Genomic DNA, 17,647 nt, shown 5'->3' with positions numbered 1-17,647 from the left:
GGACATGTGGTTCATTTTCAAGCCTTTCGCGACGTGGCAGATGGCCAAGTCGGCCAAACCCAAAGGACGGCAAAATGGCTGTACCCTGGCCGAACCAAAATGTAACCGGCGAGACGGACCCAAAGGACAATTGATGCGCTCAAACAGTCTTGCCAGCATTTCGGCAGCCGCGATCTTTTTCTTGACGACGGCAGCTGTCGCGACCGGAGAGGAAACCTTCGACGAAGCCCTGGTTGCCGTCGCCTATGAAGAGGGTGGCCGGTACTTCACGGACGACGACATCCCGACTTACAAGATCCAGGAAGACGGAACCGTCGACTGGCTGACTTATTCGGGTTTTCGCCGCTATCACTCCGAGTGCCATGTCTGCCACGGACCCGAAGGCGAGGGGTCGACCTACGCGCCGGCCCTGAAGGTGTCCGCCATAGAGATGGACTACTATGACTTTGTCGATGTGGTCACGAACGGACGGAAAAAAGTGAATGCCTCCGCAAATTCGGTCATGCCCGCGTTCGGCACCAATCCGAATGTGATGTGCTATCTGGACGACATCTATGTCTACCTGAAAGCACGGGGCACAGACGTGGTTGCACGCGGCCGTCCGAGTAAAAAGGAAGCAAAGTCAGATGATATCCGTGAGCAGGAAAATGCCTGCCTCGGTTAGCAGGCAATGGTGGGAAGGCAACCGTGAGCGGCACAACATGGCCGGCCATCCTGGTGCCAGGCGGCGGACAGCATGGCTTGCACCCGCTTTGCTGATGGCCCTGTTTGCTGCGGCCACAGGCTTGTTTCCCGGTGACGTGAGCCGTGCCGTTGCGCAAACGTCGGATCTCGTGTCCAGGTCCGAGTTCCGCGTGTGCGCCGATCCCGCGAACCTTCCCTTGTCGGACGACACCCTGTCCGGCTACGAAAACCGACTGGCGGAACTGTTTGCCGAAAAGCTCGAGCGCCCCGTCGCCTATACCTGGTTCCCTATGGCCACCGGTTTCGTGCGCAATACGCTAAGAGCAAACCGTTGCGACGTGATCATCGGCTACGCGCAAGGGCATGAACTGGTTCTGAACACGAACCACTACATGACATCAGCCTATTCGCTGATTGTACCGAGACAGGGCAGTCTTTCAGGCGTCAATACGCTTTCCGACACTGCCCTGAAAGGAAAGCGGCTGGGTATCGTGGCAGGCTCGCCGCCGGCGTCACATCTCGTGCGGAACGGTCTGATCGCGAAGGCAAAACCCTATGCCCTGTTTGTCGACCGGCGGGTCGAGTCGCCCGCTATCGACATGCTGAAGGACTTGCGGGCAGGCGATATTGATGCAGCTGTTCTTTGGGGGCCTATCGGCGGGCCTCTTGTAAAGACGGAATTCAAGGAGTTTCAGGTCACACCACTCTTGCAGGAAGATCACCCGCCGCGGCTGTTTTTCCGCATTACGATGGGCGTCAGGCCGGGTGAGAAGGTCTGGCAACGTAAACTCAACTCGCTCATCCGCAGAAACCGGAGTGAAATCAACTCCATTCTTCTGGACGCCGGCGTACCGCTCCTCGATGACATGGGCACGGAAACCCTGAAGGAGCAATGACATGGTTTCCACGAATGTTCGAAGACAGATGGCCGATGCGCCGGTTTACGTGACCGCATTTGTCCTGACGCTGCTCGTGACCCCGCTCTCGGCGCAGGGCGTTCCGGAACCGGAGGAGTATCGCGGCAAACCCTACCGGGCGCCGGTGCCGGACACATTGGCTGGCGCTACGGTTTTGACGACGGAGACGGCACACCGGATCTGGGAGACCCGGTCGGCGCATTTCATCGACGTGTTGCCTCGGTTGCCCAAGCCTGACAAGCTCCCTGAAGGAACCGTTTGGCGCGACAAGCCCAGAGACAGCATCCCCGGCAGCATCTGGTTGCCGAATGTCGGTTATCAGTCCATCCCGGAAATTGACGCGGACTATTTCAGGAAGGGACTGGAGAAGGTCACAGCTGGCGAGACATCTGATCCGGTGGTGATTTTTTGCCGCGCGGACTGCTGGATGTCCTGGAACGCGGCAAAGCGGGCGATTGAATTCGGCTACACGGACATCCATTGGTTTCCGGATGGCACCGATGGCTGGCGTGCGGCAGGCTACCAGTTGGAACGGGTTAAACCGGAGGCATACGCCGACTGAGCCTGTGTGGTTTTGACACGTTCGCGACATTTGGTTTTGGTCGCAGAAATCTGACACTTATTCGAAGGTGCGCCTTCCAATTCTCGGCTCAAGTCCGTTGAGCATTCGGTGAATATTCATGCGATGAAGTACAAAGACGTAAGTGGCACCAAGCACGACCAAGATACGGAAAGGAAGCGGTTCTGCGAACGCATTGACAAGTACGACGGCGGCTAAAGCTGCGACCAGTGAACTCAAGGAGACAATCCTGAAAGCAAATAGTGTGATGACGAAAGCGAAAGCTGTACCCAATCCAATAGGTATGGACATCGCGCATAAAACGCCGAGCCCTGTCGCAGCGGATTTTCCTCCACTGAACTTGAGCCAGATTGAGCGGCTGTGGCCAAGCAGGGCAGCAGAGCCTGCCAGTGCAATTAAAACATTTGCGTCTGTTGCAGTTGGTTGGGCACTTTCCCATATGGAAAGCAACAGTGGGCTCATCCGGTCAGCGATAAGTACCGCCGCAAATCCTTTAAGAAAATCAACGCAGAGAACGATGATTGCGGCCGAAGGACCGAGCGTGCGCAGCACGTTTGTCGCCCCTGTCGATCGCGAACCGTGTTCTCTAATGTCGATGTTCTCCTTGAGCCGACCCGCCAGATATCCAGTCGGAATGGATCCCAACAAGTAGCCAACCAATACTGCAAGGCAACAGTCCACCACCATCAACATTTTGTTTAATCCCAGGGCGTGAAGGTATGCCCGGTTTGTTCTGTTTCTGGAGTGTGAACCGGACTCTTCGTTGTTTGGACTACCGACTGGAGTGATATCCGATTTCAACACGGATTGCATTCAGCAAACCATTGCCGTTTATGCGCCCAAGACAAGCACGCCTAGTCCTGAAAAACCCCATTCTTCAGAATGTAGGTCATGCCGCGTTGCCATGAGCGATCGGTGTTCGATCTGACGTCGACGGCTTTGGCGCGCAGGGTTTCACCTGTGCGGACATCGCGCACGAAGAGGTTCATCGAGATTATCAGGTTCGAGATCTTGTGGACGGCTCCAACCACGACATAGTCGGCATCGAGAGCCCGGCCAAACCGGACATCGCAGCCGTAACACTGGCCAGGATTGGCAATGTTGGCAAGCTTGTCTTCAATCGGCGCAAGATCGACAAGCAACAGTCCTTTTTCCAGAAAAGACTGTTCGACCAGCCGTTCGATCAACGCCAGTCTCGCAGTTTCGTCCGCGCGCGCCCCGTTATAGGCACCTTCGGTGGACAGATCCACGAACCCGAGCCCCAGGAACGCGACCTTTGCGTCTGGCCGCAGGTCCCCGGCGGATGCTGCGGACACCGATATCATACACGCCAAGGCTGCAATGAACTGTTTCATCATGGCACCTTACGGCGTTAACAGTGCACGACAATCGATCCTAAAGTATCGATTTTGCTCCGAGACTATCTTTGGCAAAATTTGTCATCGCACGGATCGGACATGTTCATGACACGCTCATTGATTGTAGTCGCCGCTTGCTGCCTCGGTTTCGCGGCCGGTCTTTTCAATCCTGGAAGTAACAGTTCGGCCTGGGCACTGGACATCAACGTCGCTGTGCTTCGCGTCGACTACCCGGTCCTCGTACCCGTTTCCCGATTTGACAGAAAACCCGACAATCTCGGCTTTGCCGGAGCCCTGCTCGGAAATCAGGACAACGAGACGACCGGTTCGTTTCTAGGGCACAGTTTTACCTTTGAAACAGTGGCCACGTCACCGGAGCAACTGCAAGCGCACGCGGCGGGTCTGGTTGAAGACGGGTTCAGGATCATCGTCGTTCTGGGCCGGGGAGGCGACGTCCTGAGCGTGGCGGACGCGGCCGGTCCTGATGCACTTGTCCTTAACGCCGGAGCTCCGGAAATCGAACTGCGGAGCGAAAGCTGCCGCCCCAACCTGCTTCATGTAGCACCGAGCCGGGCCATGCTCGCCGACGCTCTCGCCCAGTTTCTTGTCTGGAAAAGATGGAACCGCTGGCTCTTGATTTCAGGGTCAAATCCGGATGATCAACGGCTTGCGGAGGCCTATCGGCGTTCAGCAACGAAGTTCGGCGCTGAAATCGTTGAGGAACGCGTCTTCGAGGATACCGGAGGCTCGCGCCGGTCCGACAGCGGACATGTGCTCGTGCAACGCCAGATCCCGGTCTTCACGCAGGAAACCAAGGAACACAGCGTCGTTGTGACCGCCGACGAAAGCGACGTCTTTGCACTTTATCTGCCGTTCCATGCCTGGACGCCGCGCCCGGTCGCCGGATCGGGAGGTCTGCGGCCCGTGAGCTTCCATGCCGCGCATGAGGCCTGGGGCGCGACGCAGTTCCAGAGACGGTTCGAAAAACAGAACGGCAGGTACGTACGGCCGGAAGACTACAATGTCTGGGTCGCTTTTCGGGTCATCGGAGAAGCTGTTGCCCGGTCTTCAAGTGACGACGCCACCGTTCTTCGGGAATACATCCTCAGCGACGCGTTCGAACTGGCAGCGTTCAAAGGCCAGAAGGTAACGTTTCGCGCCTGGAACGGCCAGCTTCGCCAACCCGTGCTTCTGACAGACAGCAAGATCACCGTCAGTGTATCGCCGCAGGAAGGCTTTCTGCACCACCGGTCTCCCCTGGACAGCCTGGGGATCGACGAAGCGGAAAGCGGCTGTTCGGCCTTCGGCAACTGATGCCAATGGAGGAATGAAACGATGAGTATGATCCCGCCAAGGGTCGCGCGGTACGGCCTGATCGCCGCTTTGTTCCTTTTTGCGCAACCGGTGTTTTCGGTTTTTCCCGCATTTGCCAACAAGATCTATGTCAGCAACGAAAAGGGAAACACGGTCACCGTCATCGACAGCGAGACCTGGGAGCAGATTGCCGAGTTTCCGGCCGGCAACCGGCCAAGAGGTATCGGCATCAGTCCGGACGGAGAACACCTTTACGTCTGCGCATCCGACGATGACACGATCAAGGTATTCGATGCACACACATACGCATTCTTGTGGTCCCTGCCGTCGGGACCGGATCCCGAACTCTTCGTGATCAGCCCGGACGGGAGCAAACTCTACGTGTCCAACGAGGACGACAATCTCGTAACGGTGGTTGACACGGAGATGAAGACGATCGTGGCGGAGGTGCCGGTTGGCGTCGAACCGGAAGGTATGGCGATCAGCCCGGATGTCCGCTTTGTGGTCAACACGTCGGAAACGACGAACATGGCCCATTTCATTGCCACCGAAGACTACAAGATCAAGCACAACATCCTGGTGGATCAGCGCCCGCGTTACGCGCGCTTTACCAGTGACGGCAGAACACTTTACGTCAGCTCGGAAATTGGAGGCACGGTTTCCGTCATAGACATGCTTGGCGAAACCGGTCCGGAACTCACCGGGAAGATCGGTTTTGAGGTCTCGGGCGTTCAGCCGGAATGGCTTCAGCCGGTCGGCATGAGGATCACGTCGGACAACAAATGGCTGTTTGTGGCACTGGGACCTGCGAACCGGGTGGCTGTCATCGACACCGGCACCAACGAGGTTGTTCGCTACGTGCTTGTCGGACAGCGGGTCTGGCAACTCGCATTCACCCCCGATGAAAAATACCTGCTGACCACGAACGGCAATTCCAACGACATTACCGTCATCGACGTCGCCAAACAGGAGGCGGTGAAGTCCATTCAGGTCGGGCAGCAGCCATGGGGCGTAGTGGTTGCGCCCGATTGACCGGACAGGTCAGGCAGGCCGATACGGGGAGGACACAATGCTACGAATACAAACGGTTGCCGACACACGCCGATCACGGAACAGCGGGCACGCGTTTGCGCCGTTCCTTGTAAATCTTGTCCTTGCCTTCGTCGCCTGTGCGGTCTGCGTCACACTCGCAGGTGCAGCGATTGCCTCGGATCGGCCGGTGCTCCGCGCGGCCGTTCTCAAGATCGGTACGGTCAACTGGGAACTGGATACGATCAAACGCAACAGCTTCGACACCGAATTGGGTTTTGAGCTGCTTGTCCGGCCATTTGCGGACAATGGCGCGACGCGTGTCGCACTAGAGGGCGGCGAGGCGGATGTCGCCGTTGCCGACTGGATCTGGGTTGCCCGTCAGCGCGCCGCGGGCAAGGACTATGTTTTCATCCCTTATTCCAAGGCCGTGGGCGGACTTGTCGTGCCGGAAGACAGCACCGCGCGCACTCTAGCGGATCTCAAGGGACAAAAGATCGGCATAGCGGGCGGACCCGTCGACAAGAGCTGGCTGATCCTGCAGGCCTACGCTCAAAATGAATACGGCTTCGATCTTGCGGAGGAAACCGAGCAGGTTTTCGGCGCGCCGCCACTCATTTTCAAGACCGCTTTGCAGGGTGAAACGGCGGGCGCGATCAATTTCTGGCATTTCCTCGCCAAGATGAAAGCTTCCGGTATGCGGGAATTGATTTCGGTCGAAACAGCCGCGACTTCGCTCGGATTGGATCCTGACATCCCGCTGTTGGGATACGTGCTGAAGGAAAGCTATATCGAAGAGAACCCATCGGTCGCGGCCGCGTTCTACACCGCGTCCCGAAGGGCCAAGGATCTGCTCGCCAGGGATGACGCGGCCTGGGAACCGCTGCGGCCGCGCATGAATGCAAAAACAGACGCGCAGTTTGAAAGCCTGCGCCGCGATTTCCGTGCCGGCATACCGGCACCGGGAAATGTCAGCGAAGACAGCGCCGCAACATTCTTCCTGCTTATGGCGCGCCTCGGAGGAGAAAAGCTCGTTGGGACCACGAGCGAACTTCCTGCCGGGCTTTTCGTAGACCTCGAGTAGTTCAAGGTGCCGGTCTCGATCATCCGACTTGTGTCCCTGGCCGTCTTCCTGACGGCCTGGGGTTTGCTGGCGAAGATCGGCAACGATCCAACGGTTCTTCCGTCTCCGGCCGACCTGATTGCGCCGCTCTATCACGAGGCGGCAACGGGCGAGTTGTTCGAACACATGGGCGCAACGATCCTGCGGGTGATCGCTGCTTTCTGCATCGCCATGACGGCGGGCACGTGCCTGGGACTGATCATGGGAACTTATCCGCAGATCGATCGTTGGCTCGACCCCTGGCTTGTCGTCTTCCTGAACCTGCCGGCCCTTGTCCTGATCGTGTTGTGTTACCTCTGGATCGGTCTGACCGACGTCGCAGCCGTCGCGGCGGTTGCGCTCAACAAAATACCCGGGGTTGCGACTGTTCTTCGCGAAGGGGCGCGGGCACTCGATCCGGATCTGAAGGACATGGCCCGGGTCTACCGGGTGCGGCGGGTGGCGGTATTGCGTCACTTCGTTCTGCCTCAGCTCGCACCTTACATCGCAGGTTCTGCCCGCTCCGGGCTGGCGGTTATCTGGAAAGTGGTTCTCGTTGTTGAATTCCTTGGCCGATCCAACGGGATCGGGTTTCGGATCCATCTGTATTTCCAGTTGTTCGATGTGGCGATGGTTCTGGTTTATTCGCTCAGCTTCATTGTCTTCATGCTCGCTGTCGAATGGCTTCTGGTGCAGCCCACAGAAGCCAGGGTGAGAGCCTGGAGGCAGGCATGATCACCGTCGACATAAAGACCAAGAACTTCGGCGCGAACCCAATTTTGAAAGATGTGTCCTTCGAAGTGTCCCAGGGCGAATGTATGGCCATTCTCGGAAAGTCCGGAATTGGCAAATCGACATTGCTGCGCCTCGTCGCCGGCCTGGATCCGGGCTTCGAGGGGACAGTCCGCCGGCCTGATCGGATGGCGTTTGTTTTTCAGGAACCGACGCTTCTTTCCTGGCGGACGGCAATCGACAATATCCTGATCGTTCATCCCGAGCTGCAACGCGCCGCTGCTCTCAACATGCTGAAAAAAGTCGGACTTGGCGACAAGGCGGCTCGGTTTCCGCGGCAAATGTCTCTTGGGCAGCAGCGCCGTTTGTCGCTGGCGCGCGCCTTTGCCGGACGTCCGGAGCTTCTGATCCTGGACGAACCGTTCGCCTCGCTCGACAGAGCCACCGCATCAACAATGATCACCTTGACCCGCGAGCTGATCATGGAACACGCGCCGTCAACGTTGTTCGTCACCCACAGCGGAGAGGAAGCGGACCAGTTGGCCGACCGCACGCTGATACTCGCCGGTACACCGGCGACCGTCATGCGGAACGGAAATCTGCTTGATTATCAAAGGGAGAAAGCGTCATGAAGAAACTGTTCGGACTGTCTGTTGCACTCTGCATGCTGGCGGCACCTGCTGCCATCGCGCACGATTTCGGTTTCGCCGGAATTCTCGACAAATCGAACCGGGAGGAATTGCCGGAACTCATTCTGTCATCCGGAAAGCCGATTGCGGACGCACCGCTCATCCTGAAATCGGGTACGATGTACGAAATGGAAATCGTTTCGGATGGAAGCGCTGAGCTGGCTCTGGAAGGGCCCGGTTTCTTCCGCGCGATCTGGGTCAACGAGGTCGTGATCAACGGTCTCGAAGTCCGGCCGTTCGGACTTGAAAGTGTCGAGTTCGATGACGAGGGAACCATGGAAATCGAATTCCTGGCCATTAAGCCCGGCCGGTACTTCCTGCGTCAGCCCGGCTCGACAGGCGAAAATCAAAGGGTTGAAATCACGATCCAGTAGCGCTTGTCGACAGTGCATCAGACCACGCAAATGCCGTGTTCATGTTAGGCTGTTTGCGAAGATCCGGAAACAGAAGCTGTGCTTCCAACGGACCGGGATCTTTGCAAACAGTTACCAGGTAGGTAATGATGAACTCAGCGTAAAAGGACGGCGGTCAGAACAGGACGTTTCCTCTCTCGACGACCATACGATTGTCCAGGAAGACAGTCGGGTTCAGCAAAACGAGGTCGATGTGCACGTTGCATCTGACCGTGCCGCCATAATAAACATTATCCCCGATCGCGATGTGAACCTGGCCCTGCCGTTTCTTCACTTCCTGAAAAATCCCGTCCGGACGGGACGCAGGATTGAGACCGATGCCAAATTCCGCAATGTTGTCGGCCTGCGGAACCGTTGAGACTATTTCCCTGAGTTCTTGGGCCTGCGGACAATCTCCCGTGATCTCGACGACCTTTCCCATTTCGACACGGATCTTGATTGGAACCTCCGGTTTTCCAACGATCGCCGCAGGCCCATCGACAACAAATACGCCATGGGCCTGTCCCTCGACGGGACGAGAGGAGACTTCCCCGTCAGGCAGTCCTGCCATATACCCGGCTTCATGCACGTAGCCGCACTCGATGATCACATCGTCGAAAGCGATGGGCGCGCGTATATCGGTTCCTGCTTCGGATGTGATGCGCATCTCCCTGCTGTTCCGCCAGATCTCTGCCAGCGTGTCGCCGGATCGCTGTATGGAAGCATAGTCGGCCGTTGCCCCACCGGCGGTGAGCGTATCCAGGTCACGCATGGCCAGAGACATCACCCTGAGGCGTTTCGCCGCCAGCAATTCCTTCACCTTTGCCGCATAGACAGGTGCGCCGCTGGACTTGGTCAGGCCAATCAGGACATCGGCTCGCTCGAGGGCGCGTTCTATCATGGGGTTCATCTGGTTCTTGTTCGCAGCCGACCGCGAAGGTTGCAGCAAAACGGCATATTCGGCGCCTATGTTCCGCATCTCGCTCTGCAGCGCTGATACCATTTCCGAGGGACTGTCTTCGTCACACATGATGGCAACCAGTTCGTCTGCCCGGATCGCCATGAGTTCCCCCGCAATCTTGTTCGCGGCTTCCTCCGGCAACAGTTTCGTGTTGTCTGCCATCTTCTATGACTCCGCGGCCTGTAGGTTTTTTGCCGGCAAAATATCAGACACGCTCAATCGCGGCATGTACATGACGATGATGTTTGCTCCATCTTGCGAAAGCACTTCAACACGGTGCTCCAAGCCTTTGGGAATGAATATGAACTGACCAGCCTGCATTATAACACTGTCTTCGTTGCCAATGATTTTCAGCTCACCGGACAGCATGTAGACCATCTGATCGGACACCGAGTGGAAATGCGGGTCAGCGCCGCCTCCGTGACCGAGAAAGCCATGAATGACCTCGATATCCGAAGGGTTCTCGTGCCTTGGCCACAATCGGTGATTCAAGGTATTCGCATGTTTTGGAGGTGAAAACGGATACAATTGATCAGGATCCACAAGCAGATCGGCAAGTTTCATTTTCAAGTCGTGTCTGTTTGAAATGTCGTGATGTCAGATTTCTGACAGGCCACCCAAAACTAAGCCGAACGCAGTTCTCAAGTGTATCAATATTATCGAATGGGTTGTTCAGTTTTTCTGAATTTGGCGCAGGATTAGTCCGGCGCGATCGATTCAATCAGTGTTGAACGAAACACTTCGGCCGCCGGCGACAGGGATCTCCCCCTCACGGTCAGGATGCCGACTTCGCGCTTCAACTCCGGCTTGACGAGAGGAACGCAGACAATTGCAGAATTCACAGGACAGGCAGACCTGGGCAATGCGGAAACGCCAAACTGCTTCTCGACGAGGCCCCACAGTGTTCCCAACTGCGAGACCTCGTGCACAGGGGTGGGTATAAGGTCCGATATCGTGCTCGAGGATCTCAACTGCTGCCCGATATTGGTTTCAGAACTCAGGGAAATGTAGTTGTACTCGAAAAGATCTTTCCAGCAGACAGGTTTGGAGCTGGAGGCCAAGGGATGGCCCCTTGGACACAAAAGGCAATATTCTTCCTTGAACAATGGTTCGAAACTCAATTCCGGACTTCGCACGGGGCCCCCTGCGATTCCGAAATCCGCATCGTGATCAAGGACAAGATGTTCCACGCTTGATCCCGTGCCATCGCGGATAGCCACCTGTATATCAGGGTACTTTTCCTTGAAGCCAAGGATGGCCGACGGCAGGATGTTGATTGCGATGGAGGCAAGGCTCGCGATCTTTACGCGCCCCTTGCTAAGCTGACCCTGGCTCGACACTTCCTGGAAGGTCGTTTCCATTTCCTGCAGCCATCTCTGAATACGCGGATAAAGTTGCTCACCGATCATCGTGAGCTGCATATGACGTGTCGTGCGGTCAATCAGTCTGGTGGAAAGTATGTCCTCAAGCTGACTGATGTTCTGGCTGAGCGCAGAAGGCGAAATACACAATTCGTCCGCGGCATGCGCGAAACTTCCAAGCCGTGAAACACTTTCGAAGGCACGCAGGTGCCGGATCGTTGGATATATCATGATTGCTTCATAATAGCTCGAAAACTTTAATTTTACAAATTAATGCCGATTGACTGTAGTGCTCCCATGATGCTGATCAAGAATGCTACTCTTTACGCACCCGAATACCGCGGCCTTGCCGACATACTCGTGGTCGGCGAACAAGTTGTTCAGGTTTCGGCTCCAGGTGGGTCGTCTGCTTTGCCGAACACAAAAGAGATTGATGCCCGCGGCCGCGCGGTCTGTCCCGGATTCATAGACAACCATGTTCATGTCCTGGGCGGCGGCGGCGGCCTGGGGTTCCGCTCCCGCGTGCCTGAGCTTCAGACAAGTCAGTTGACCCGGGTTGGCACGACGACCGTCATCGGCATGCTTGGGTATGATCAGTCGACCAAGGACATGCGTGGGCTTCTCGGCAAAACGAAAGGGTTCATCGGCGACGGTATCTCGGCGTTTGCACTGACGGGCGCGACATTGAGGCATCCGGTTCCGACGCTCACCGGGGATCTGTGCGACGATATTGCCTTTATCGATTCCATTATCGGTGTCGGGGAAATTTCGATTTCCGAGCTAGGCTACGGATATGACAGTCTGGGACCGGGCGCGCAGTATATCGCCGAAACCCTGGTACAGGCCTTGCTGGTGGGGCGTCTTGCAGGGAAGGGCGGGATATTGTGCCTGCAGGTGCCGCCCTATTTCGAGCAATGCCTGAAACCGCTTTTTGAGATGCTCGACAAAAGCCACATGCCGATCGAGCAGATGGTTCCCTCTCACGTCAACCAGACCGATGGCTACATGGCGGACGCAATCACATGGGGCAATCGAGGCGGTTGGGTGGATGTTGGTGCAAATTACCGCCCGGACAATCACTATGCACGCTCGACCCAACCTGCCGAAGCCGTGACACAGCTCATAGAGGCAGGGGTTCCGCTGCAAAAGATCCTCATAAGTTCAGACGGCAACGGGGCGCCTCCCAAGGAGGAGAAGGGTGAAGCCGTGCCAACCCGCGCCAACTATGGACACGTCGGAAGCCTGCATATGGTTTGGCGGCAGTTGATCGAGCAGGATCGCCTCAAGCCGGAAGAGGCGCTGACCCTTGTCACAAGCAACGTGGCAACCGCATACCACCTTAAGAACAAGGGACGTGTTGACGTGGGAATGGATGCCGATCTGGTATTTTTTGACGAAAACTGGAATGTCGACACCGTCGTCGCGCGTGGCAAAGTCATGGTCGAAGATCGTAACATCGTGGTGCGGGGCATGTTTGAGACAACGATCCTCGAGGGTCTGAAGTAATCCGAACCGGCTTGAGAGGTCTTCCTTGTCGCTGAGCAACACAGCTGAAAAACTGGCACGCAAAGAGATTTCTTCCGCTGAAATCACGGAGGAATGTCTGGCAAAAATCGCCGAGTTGGACGGAAAGCTCGGCGCCTTTGTTTCTGTCTTTGAAAATGAAGCTCGTGATGCCGCGAAAGCCGCCGACGCACTGCGCTCAAAGGGTGTGGATGTCGGTCCCTTGCACGGAATTCCGGTCGCGGTGAAGGATCTGTTCCACGTCAGGGGACACGAAACGCGGGCAGGGACCCGGAGCCATTCGATACCGCCGGACTTGGGAACCGCCGCAGCGGTCCGGAAACTGACCGATGCCGGCATGATCGTGATCGGCAAAACGCACACGGACGAATTCGCCTACGGCGCCTGGGGAGTGAACAAGTTGTTCAGTTCTCCCTGGAACCCATATGACATGGACACGCACCGGGTTGCGGGAGGTTCCAGCAGCGGATCTGCGGTCGCTGTCAGCGCAGGACTTGTACCTTTCGCGCTCGGGTCGGATACAGGTGGCTCTGCGCGGGTGCCGGCATCCTTTTGCGGCTGTGTCGGCGTAAAGCCCTCGTTCGGACTGATAGACAGGAAAGGTATGGTTCCACTCAGTCCAAGCCTGGATGTCGTCGGATTTTTCGCCAACACGATTGGCGATGCGTCCTTGTTGTTTGACGAACTTGTGAGCGTGGAAAAAACCGGTGCCAGGGAGGAAAAAAGTGCGGACGTCAAACGAAGAGGCGCGACGGTTCACAGCCTCGAAGGAGTGCGTATCGGTTTTCTTCCGTCTCGGTTCCTTCAGAACGTGAACAGCGACATCTTGCGGCTCTACGAAACGTCGCTGGATGCACTGAAGTCGTCCGGAGCAACACTATCAGAGTTTCGGCCGCCGCGTCCGTTCAGCGCCTATCTCACCGATACGGTCAGCCTCGTCAGCGCTGAAATCTACACCACCTTTGGGCAATTGGCGGAGAGGCTTGATAGTAAAATGCAGCCCTTCATTCGCGAGCGTATCCTCGATGGCAAGGTAGTATCCGCCTCTCAATACTCGGTCCTGTTGAACCGCCGCAATGATGCCGTTGCGGAAATGCGCCTTGCAATCGACGGATTTGATGCACTCGTGACCCCAACATGCGCTGAAGCTGCGATACCGGTTGCCGAGGTCGACTTGACCGCTCCGGCAACACCTTACGCCCGGTTTGTGAATTATCTCGACCTTGCCGGATTGTCCGTGCCTTGCGGATTGACGCGTGCCGGTCTGCCTGCCGGGGTGCAGGTCGTCGTCAAGCGTTTTGAGGATCGAAAGATGTTTGAAGTCGGCGCGTGCATCGAGAGCGCCCTGGGCGTACTGCAACCCTCAGCCCTCGGGAACATGTGGCGCTGCTTGCTTCAATCTCGCGGAAACCGTTTCCTCCAGCCATCCTAGCCGCATTTCCGGTACCGAACTGATCAGCAATTTCGTGTAGGGGTGTTGCGGTCGTTTCAAAATTTGCCGGGTCGGACCATTTTCAACAATCTGCCCTTTATTCATGACCACGACGTCGCTGGCCAGAGAGGCGACGGTAGACAGGTCATGACTGATGAAAACAATGGAAACACCGATTTCCCGCTGAAGTCGCTTGAGCAGCGCGATGACATTTCCGCCGACAATCGTATCCAGTGCCGAAGTGACTTCGTCGCACAGAATGATTTCCGGATCCGCTGCCAGCGAGCGAGCCAGGTTCACACGTTGTTTCTGGCCACCCGAGAGAGCGTCTGGATACCGGCTTGCGAACTCCGGGGTCAGATCAACCAGCTGCAGCAGTTCGTTCACGCGCGATCGTTTTTTCTTGCCCTTGAGGCCGAGATAGAACTCCAGAGGCCGGCCAATAATGTCGCCGACCCGTTGCCGCGGATTGAGCGCGGTGTCTGCCATCTGATAAACAAACTGGACTCTTCTCAACTGGTCGATGGAACGCCGCCGATAGGACGGTTCGATTTCGCGGCCATTGAGGAGAAGAGATCCTTCCGAGGGTGGAAGCAGGCCGGCATAGACCCGCGCCAGTGTCGATTTCCCGCTTCCCGATTCACCGATGACCCCGACAGTCGACCGCTTTGGAACCGTGAAGTTGATGTTGTCCAGAACGTTGACGGCAGGCTTGCCGTTCCAGGTCTTGCCATATCCGGCAGAGACATCGAGCATGGTGGCAACGTCTTCTTTTTTCTCGTTCGCACGTTGAGTGTCTTCTGCGGCGGCATCTGCATTCCAGGGGTTTGCGGCCGCCATAAGCCGCCTTGTGTAGCTATGCTTGGGGTTGTTGATGATGGCTTCGGCCGGGCCTCTTTCCATCACCTCTCCACCGTAAAGAACCACGATATAGTCTGCGATCTGCGCAACGACAGCGAGGTCATGACTGACATAGATTGCAGCGGCGCCTTCTTCGTGAATAACCTTCTTGAACGCCTTGAGAACTTCAATCTGGGTTGTGACATCGAGTGCGGTTGTCGGCTCGTCCAGAACGAGCAGATCCGGCTTGCCGCAAAGCGCCATTGCCGCCATCAGCCGCTGCAGTTGACCTCCTGAAACCTGGTGCGGATAGCGGTCTCCGATCGTCTCCGGATTTGGCAGGTCGAGCGATTTGTAGAGTTCCAGGGCTCTTGCGTCGGCCTCTTTTCGGGACATCAGGTTGCGCGTCACCGAAGCTTCGACAACCTGCTCATTGATCTTGATGGACGGATTGAACGTCGCAGCAGCACTTTGCGCGAGGTACGCGACCTTCCGTCCTCTCAACGGGCGCAATTCACTGGTGGATTTTTGGCAAAGGTCGTCTCCGAGCAGACGCGCCTGGCCGCCTGAAAACTTCAAGCCAGGCTTGCAGTAGCCGAGCGAAGACAGGGAGATCGTCGTCTTCCCGGACCCGGATTCTCCGATGAGCGCAACAACCTTGCCCTTCGGGACCTGAAAATCCACGCCCTTGACGATTTCCAGTTCGCTTCCGTCTGATTGCGGCGCGCTAACACGAAGTTTCTGTGCTTCGAAAACAATTTCGGTCGACATGGTCTAGATACGCCCGGAGAGTTTGCCGCCCGCGAAGGCTGATATGTCGTCTACTATGAGGTTGATCCCGATCGTCAGCGTCGCAATCGCAACCGCAGGTGCGACGACCGGAAACAGGGATCCCTCATATGATTGGAACGCACCAAGGTTCTCGCGCACCATCGACCCCCAGTCTGCGCGCGGAGGCTGCACGCCAAGCCCGAGGAAACTGAGGCTGGAAACAAACAGGATCACGTAAATCAGGCGCAGGCCGAAATCGGAGATAAGCGGCATCGCGGCATTGGGCCAAATTTCCCGCACAACCAGCCACCAGGTATTCTCTCCGCGCAACTTGGCAGCCTCGACAAAATCCATAACCATGATTTCGACACCGAGCGCGCGCGCGAGGCGATAGACGACCGTGGCATAGACAAGACCTGCGGTGACGATGAGGATTGGAATGGATGACCCGACCGCAGCGACCACCACGAGCCCGAGCATGATCGTCGGCAGGCTCAGAAAGGCGTCGTTGATGCGACTGAGCACCATGTCGGTTTTGGGGCCGGCCACAGCTGCTCCGACCCCGAGGATGACGCCGACAAAATAGGCGAGCAAGGTTGCCGCGATAGAGATGCCGATGGTTCGGCTTGCGCCGTACATCAGCCGGCTGAGAATGTCGCGGTCACTGAAATCGGTTCCAAGCGGTGCTCCGGCCTTTGGGTGCTGGAATTCGCTGTAATCGTCGGGAAACGGGAGATCGTTTTCGCCGTAGGGCGCAAGCCACGGTCCAAAGATCGCAACCAGCAGCCAGAACGTCACCACCGTTGCTCCGACCCATCCGCTGAACGTCAGACGGAATTTTCTGCGTGGAGGACTGTCCTGCAATTCGGAAAACGGTGCTTCGTCGTCCTCCTGGGCAACGAAGTGCGTATCCATGTAGGTGTTTTCGTCTTTTTGGGTCACTTTGAGTACCTCAGCCGAGGATTTGACGCGATCGCGGCGATGTCGGCGATCAGCATCAGACAGACGTAAGCCGAGCAGAAAATCATTCCAACGGCCTGGACCACCACGAAGTCACGCGTTTGCACACCCTGCACGATCAGGGTCGCAAGTCCCGAATAGGCGAAGAAAATCTCAACGACGATCACACCGGTGACCAAGTAGGCAAGGTTCAGCGCCACCAGGTTCACGATCGGGCCGACAGCGTTCGGCAAGGCGTGTCTCAGGATGATCCTTTGCCGGGACAAACCCTTCAAGATGGCCATTTCGATGTAGGGTGAACTCATGACATTCAAGACGGCCGCCCGGGTCATCCGGACGAGTTGTGACGCAATAATCAGGCACATGACCCCGATCGGAAGCGCGAAATGTTTGATCAGTTCCCAGAAACCCAGTCCTTCGATACTGCCGATAACGACCGAATTTCCCACGCCGAGCCAGAAGACGAAGATCAGAACCAGGAGTGTCGCGGTGAAAAACTCCGGTGCTGCAACAAGGCTGACTGTCACGAGTGTCAGCAGCCGATCGTAGAGGCTTCCGGGAAACATGGCGGCAAGAATGCCGAAGGCGAGGGAAATGGGTACGCCGATCATGGCCGTCAGCAGGCTGACGAAAAGCGTATTCTTGTAGCGGTCGGCTATCAACTCGCTGACCGGCGCATCTCCGGCGAGCGAGTTTCCGAGGTCGCCCTGCAAAAAGGCGAAAAGCCAGTTCAGGTACTGTTCCCACAATGGCAGGTCGAGCCCCAGTCTGGCGCGTAATGCAGCAAGGTTTTCCGGAGTTGCCTCCTGGCCAAGGCGGATCTGAGCCGCGTCGCCGGGCAACACTTTGGTCCCGAGAAAAATGATGATCGACACCGCACAGATCGTGATGGTGCCGATCACAAGCCTCTTAAAAATCAGATACAACATGGGAGGCGGCCTTTGGGGTGAACCAGGTCAGTGTTTCGTCGAAGGCCGCTTGTCCAAGTTGCATTCGATGTC

The 17,647-nt window shown here is 56.8% G+C and carries 19 protein-coding genes; 11 read left to right on the top strand and 8 right to left on the bottom strand.

Going from position 1 to position 17,647, the window contains the following annotated elements:
- Nucleotides 1-133 precede the first annotated feature (133 nt).
- From RDA78_RS22045 to RDA78_RS22035, 3 genes are all read left to right on the top strand, one after another.
- Nucleotides 134-664 (top strand): c-type cytochrome, methanol metabolism-related, encoded by a 531-nt coding sequence (locus RDA78_RS22045; protein WP_434051921.1) that lies wholly within the window; start codon nt 134-136, stop codon nt 662-664.
- A gap of 94 nt (nt 665-758) precedes the next feature.
- Entirely contained in the window at nt 759-1,580 is an 822-nt protein-coding gene (locus RDA78_RS22040; protein ID WP_434056191.1) for a substrate-binding domain-containing protein, read from the top strand.
- A gap of 1 nt (nt 1,581) precedes the next feature.
- Complete coding sequence (locus tag RDA78_RS22035; protein WP_434051920.1) at nt 1,582-2,163, top strand: PQQ-dependent catabolism-associated CXXCW motif protein; 582 nt, start codon at nt 1,582-1,584, stop codon at nt 2,161-2,163.
- Between the two features lie 57 nt (nt 2,164-2,220).
- On the opposite strand, the gene plsY is transcribed toward RDA78_RS22035, so the two are convergent.
- Entirely contained in the window at nt 2,221-2,874 is a 654-nt protein-coding gene (plsY, locus tag RDA78_RS22030) for a glycerol-3-phosphate 1-O-acyltransferase PlsY (RefSeq protein ID WP_434051919.1), read from the bottom strand.
- Between the two features lie 161 nt (nt 2,875-3,035).
- Entirely contained in the window at nt 3,036-3,536 is a 501-nt protein-coding gene (locus RDA78_RS22025) for a DUF3280 domain-containing protein (protein WP_434051918.1), read from the bottom strand.
- A 108-nt stretch (nt 3,537-3,644) separates the two neighbouring features.
- Between RDA78_RS22025 and RDA78_RS22020 the strand changes: the two genes are divergently transcribed.
- The 6 genes from RDA78_RS22020 to RDA78_RS21995 are packed head-to-tail and all read left to right on the top strand — an operon-like array spanning nt 3,645 to nt 8,779.
- Nucleotides 3,645-4,853 (top strand): ABC transporter substrate-binding protein, encoded by a 1,209-nt coding sequence (locus RDA78_RS22020; protein ID WP_434051917.1) that lies wholly within the window; start codon nt 3,645-3,647, stop codon nt 4,851-4,853.
- Nucleotides 4,854-4,874: 21 nt separating this feature from the next.
- Entirely contained in the window at nt 4,875-5,885 is a 1,011-nt protein-coding gene (locus RDA78_RS22015) for a PQQ-dependent catabolism-associated beta-propeller protein (protein WP_434051916.1), read from the top strand.
- A 37-nt stretch (nt 5,886-5,922) separates the two neighbouring features.
- Nucleotides 5,923-6,966 (top strand): ABC transporter substrate-binding protein, encoded by a 1,044-nt coding sequence (locus RDA78_RS22010; RefSeq protein ID WP_434051915.1) that lies wholly within the window; start codon nt 5,923-5,925, stop codon nt 6,964-6,966.
- Nucleotides 6,967-6,972: 6 nt separating this feature from the next.
- Nucleotides 6,973-7,719: an ABC transporter permease gene (locus tag RDA78_RS22005; protein WP_434051914.1), complete on the top strand. Its 747-nt coding sequence runs from the start codon at nt 6,973-6,975 to the stop codon at nt 7,717-7,719.
- On the top strand, nt 7,716-8,348 hold the full coding sequence (locus tag RDA78_RS22000; protein WP_434051913.1) for an ABC transporter ATP-binding protein: 633 nt from the start codon (nt 7,716-7,718) through the stop codon (nt 8,346-8,348). Before RDA78_RS22005 ends, RDA78_RS22000 begins: the two co-directional genes overlap by 4 nt.
- Entirely contained in the window at nt 8,345-8,779 is a 435-nt protein-coding gene (locus tag RDA78_RS21995) for a hypothetical protein (RefSeq protein ID WP_434051912.1), read from the top strand. The genes RDA78_RS22000 and RDA78_RS21995 overlap by 4 nt, the downstream gene beginning before the upstream one ends.
- A 154-nt stretch (nt 8,780-8,933) precedes the next feature.
- Here RDA78_RS21995 and RDA78_RS21990 read toward each other — a convergent pair whose 3' ends face one another.
- The 3 genes from RDA78_RS21990 to RDA78_RS21980 form a co-directional block, all read right to left on the bottom strand.
- Nucleotides 8,934-9,920 carry an aminopeptidase gene (locus RDA78_RS21990; RefSeq protein WP_434051911.1) on the bottom strand — a complete coding sequence of 329 codons (987 nt, stop codon included), beginning with the start codon at nt 9,918-9,920 and terminating at the stop codon, nt 8,934-8,936.
- 3 nt (nt 9,921-9,923) lie between these two features.
- The gene (locus RDA78_RS21985; RefSeq protein WP_434051910.1) at nt 9,924-10,322 is read right to left on the bottom strand and encodes a cupin domain-containing protein; all 399 of its coding nucleotides are present in this window, start codon (nt 10,320-10,322) and stop codon (nt 9,924-9,926) included.
- A gap of 134 nt (nt 10,323-10,456) precedes the next feature.
- Nucleotides 10,457-11,350, bottom strand: a complete 894-nt coding sequence (locus tag RDA78_RS21980) for a LysR family transcriptional regulator (RefSeq protein ID WP_434051909.1) — start codon at nt 11,348-11,350, stop codon at nt 10,457-10,459.
- A 66-nt stretch (nt 11,351-11,416) separates the two neighbouring features.
- Between RDA78_RS21980 and RDA78_RS21975 the strand changes: the two genes are divergently transcribed.
- Both RDA78_RS21975 and RDA78_RS21970 read left to right on the top strand, forming a co-directional pair.
- Nucleotides 11,417-12,625, top strand: coding sequence for an amidohydrolase family protein (locus RDA78_RS21975; RefSeq protein ID WP_434051908.1), 1,209 nt, complete (start codon nt 11,417-11,419; stop codon nt 12,623-12,625).
- Nucleotides 12,626-12,650: 25 nt separating this feature from the next.
- Nucleotides 12,651-14,075 carry an amidase gene (locus tag RDA78_RS21970; RefSeq protein ID WP_434051907.1) on the top strand — a complete coding sequence of 475 codons (1,425 nt, stop codon included), beginning with the start codon at nt 12,651-12,653 and terminating at the stop codon, nt 14,073-14,075.
- Here the strand turns inward: RDA78_RS21970 and RDA78_RS21965 are convergent.
- The 3 genes from RDA78_RS21965 to RDA78_RS21955 are packed head-to-tail and all read right to left on the bottom strand — an operon-like array spanning nt 14,007 to nt 17,575.
- Entirely contained in the window at nt 14,007-15,686 is a 1,680-nt protein-coding gene (locus RDA78_RS21965; protein ID WP_434051906.1) for an ABC transporter ATP-binding protein, read from the bottom strand. The genes RDA78_RS21970 and RDA78_RS21965 overlap by 69 nt on opposite strands.
- A gap of 3 nt (nt 15,687-15,689) precedes the next feature.
- On the bottom strand, nt 15,690-16,628 hold the full coding sequence (locus RDA78_RS21960) for an ABC transporter permease (protein WP_434051905.1): 939 nt from the start codon (nt 16,626-16,628) through the stop codon (nt 15,690-15,692).
- Nucleotides 16,625-17,575: an ABC transporter permease gene (locus RDA78_RS21955; protein WP_434051904.1), complete on the bottom strand. Its 951-nt coding sequence runs from the start codon at nt 17,573-17,575 to the stop codon at nt 16,625-16,627. The genes RDA78_RS21960 and RDA78_RS21955 overlap by 4 nt, the downstream gene beginning before the upstream one ends.
- Between the last annotated feature and the right edge of the window lie 72 nt (nt 17,576-17,647).

The sequence above is a fragment of the Roseibium sp. genome (genome assembly GCF_051016195.1).
Taxonomy (GTDB): domain Bacteria; phylum Pseudomonadota; class Alphaproteobacteria; order Rhizobiales; family Stappiaceae; genus Roseibium.
Note: the sequence above shows the minus strand (reverse complement) of the source record. Positions and strands in the feature narration are given on the sequence as shown.

Bases quoted from the DNA above. Each gene is read 5' to 3' on its own strand.
- RDA78_RS22045 (WP_434051921.1), top strand. From the start codon at position 134: ATGCGCTCAAACAGTCTTGCCAGCATTTCGGCAGCCGCGATCTTTTTC.
- RDA78_RS22040 (WP_434056191.1), top strand. From the start codon at position 759: ATGGCCCTGTTTGCTGCGGCCACAGGCTTGTTTCCCGGTGACGTGAGC.
- RDA78_RS22035 (WP_434051920.1), top strand. From the start codon at position 1,582: ATGGTTTCCACGAATGTTCGAAGACAGATGGCCGATGCGCCGGTTTAC.
- plsY (WP_434051919.1), bottom strand. From the start codon at position 2,874: ATGTTGATGGTGGTGGACTGTTGCCTTGCAGTATTGGTTGGCTACTTG.
- RDA78_RS22025 (WP_434051918.1), bottom strand. From the start codon at position 3,536: ATGAAACAGTTCATTGCAGCCTTGGCGTGTATGATATCGGTGTCCGCA.
- RDA78_RS22020 (WP_434051917.1), top strand. From the start codon at position 3,645: ATGACACGCTCATTGATTGTAGTCGCCGCTTGCTGCCTCGGTTTCGCG.
- RDA78_RS22015 (WP_434051916.1), top strand. From the start codon at position 4,875: ATGAGTATGATCCCGCCAAGGGTCGCGCGGTACGGCCTGATCGCCGCT.
- RDA78_RS22010 (WP_434051915.1), top strand. From the start codon at position 5,923: ATGCTACGAATACAAACGGTTGCCGACACACGCCGATCACGGAACAGC.
- RDA78_RS22000 (WP_434051913.1), top strand. From the start codon at position 7,716: ATGATCACCGTCGACATAAAGACCAAGAACTTCGGCGCGAACCCAATT.
- RDA78_RS21995 (WP_434051912.1), top strand. From the start codon at position 8,345: ATGAAGAAACTGTTCGGACTGTCTGTTGCACTCTGCATGCTGGCGGCA.
- RDA78_RS21990 (WP_434051911.1), bottom strand. From the start codon at position 9,920: ATGGCAGACAACACGAAACTGTTGCCGGAGGAAGCCGCGAACAAGATT.
- RDA78_RS21985 (WP_434051910.1), bottom strand. From the start codon at position 10,322: ATGAAACTTGCCGATCTGCTTGTGGATCCTGATCAATTGTATCCGTTT.
- RDA78_RS21980 (WP_434051909.1), bottom strand. From the start codon at position 11,350: ATGATATATCCAACGATCCGGCACCTGCGTGCCTTCGAAAGTGTTTCA.
- RDA78_RS21975 (WP_434051908.1), top strand. From the start codon at position 11,417: ATGATGCTGATCAAGAATGCTACTCTTTACGCACCCGAATACCGCGGC.
- RDA78_RS21965 (WP_434051906.1), bottom strand. From the start codon at position 15,686: ATGTCGACCGAAATTGTTTTCGAAGCACAGAAACTTCGTGTTAGCGCG.
- RDA78_RS21955 (WP_434051904.1), bottom strand. From the start codon at position 17,575: ATGTTGTATCTGATTTTTAAGAGGCTTGTGATCGGCACCATCACGATC.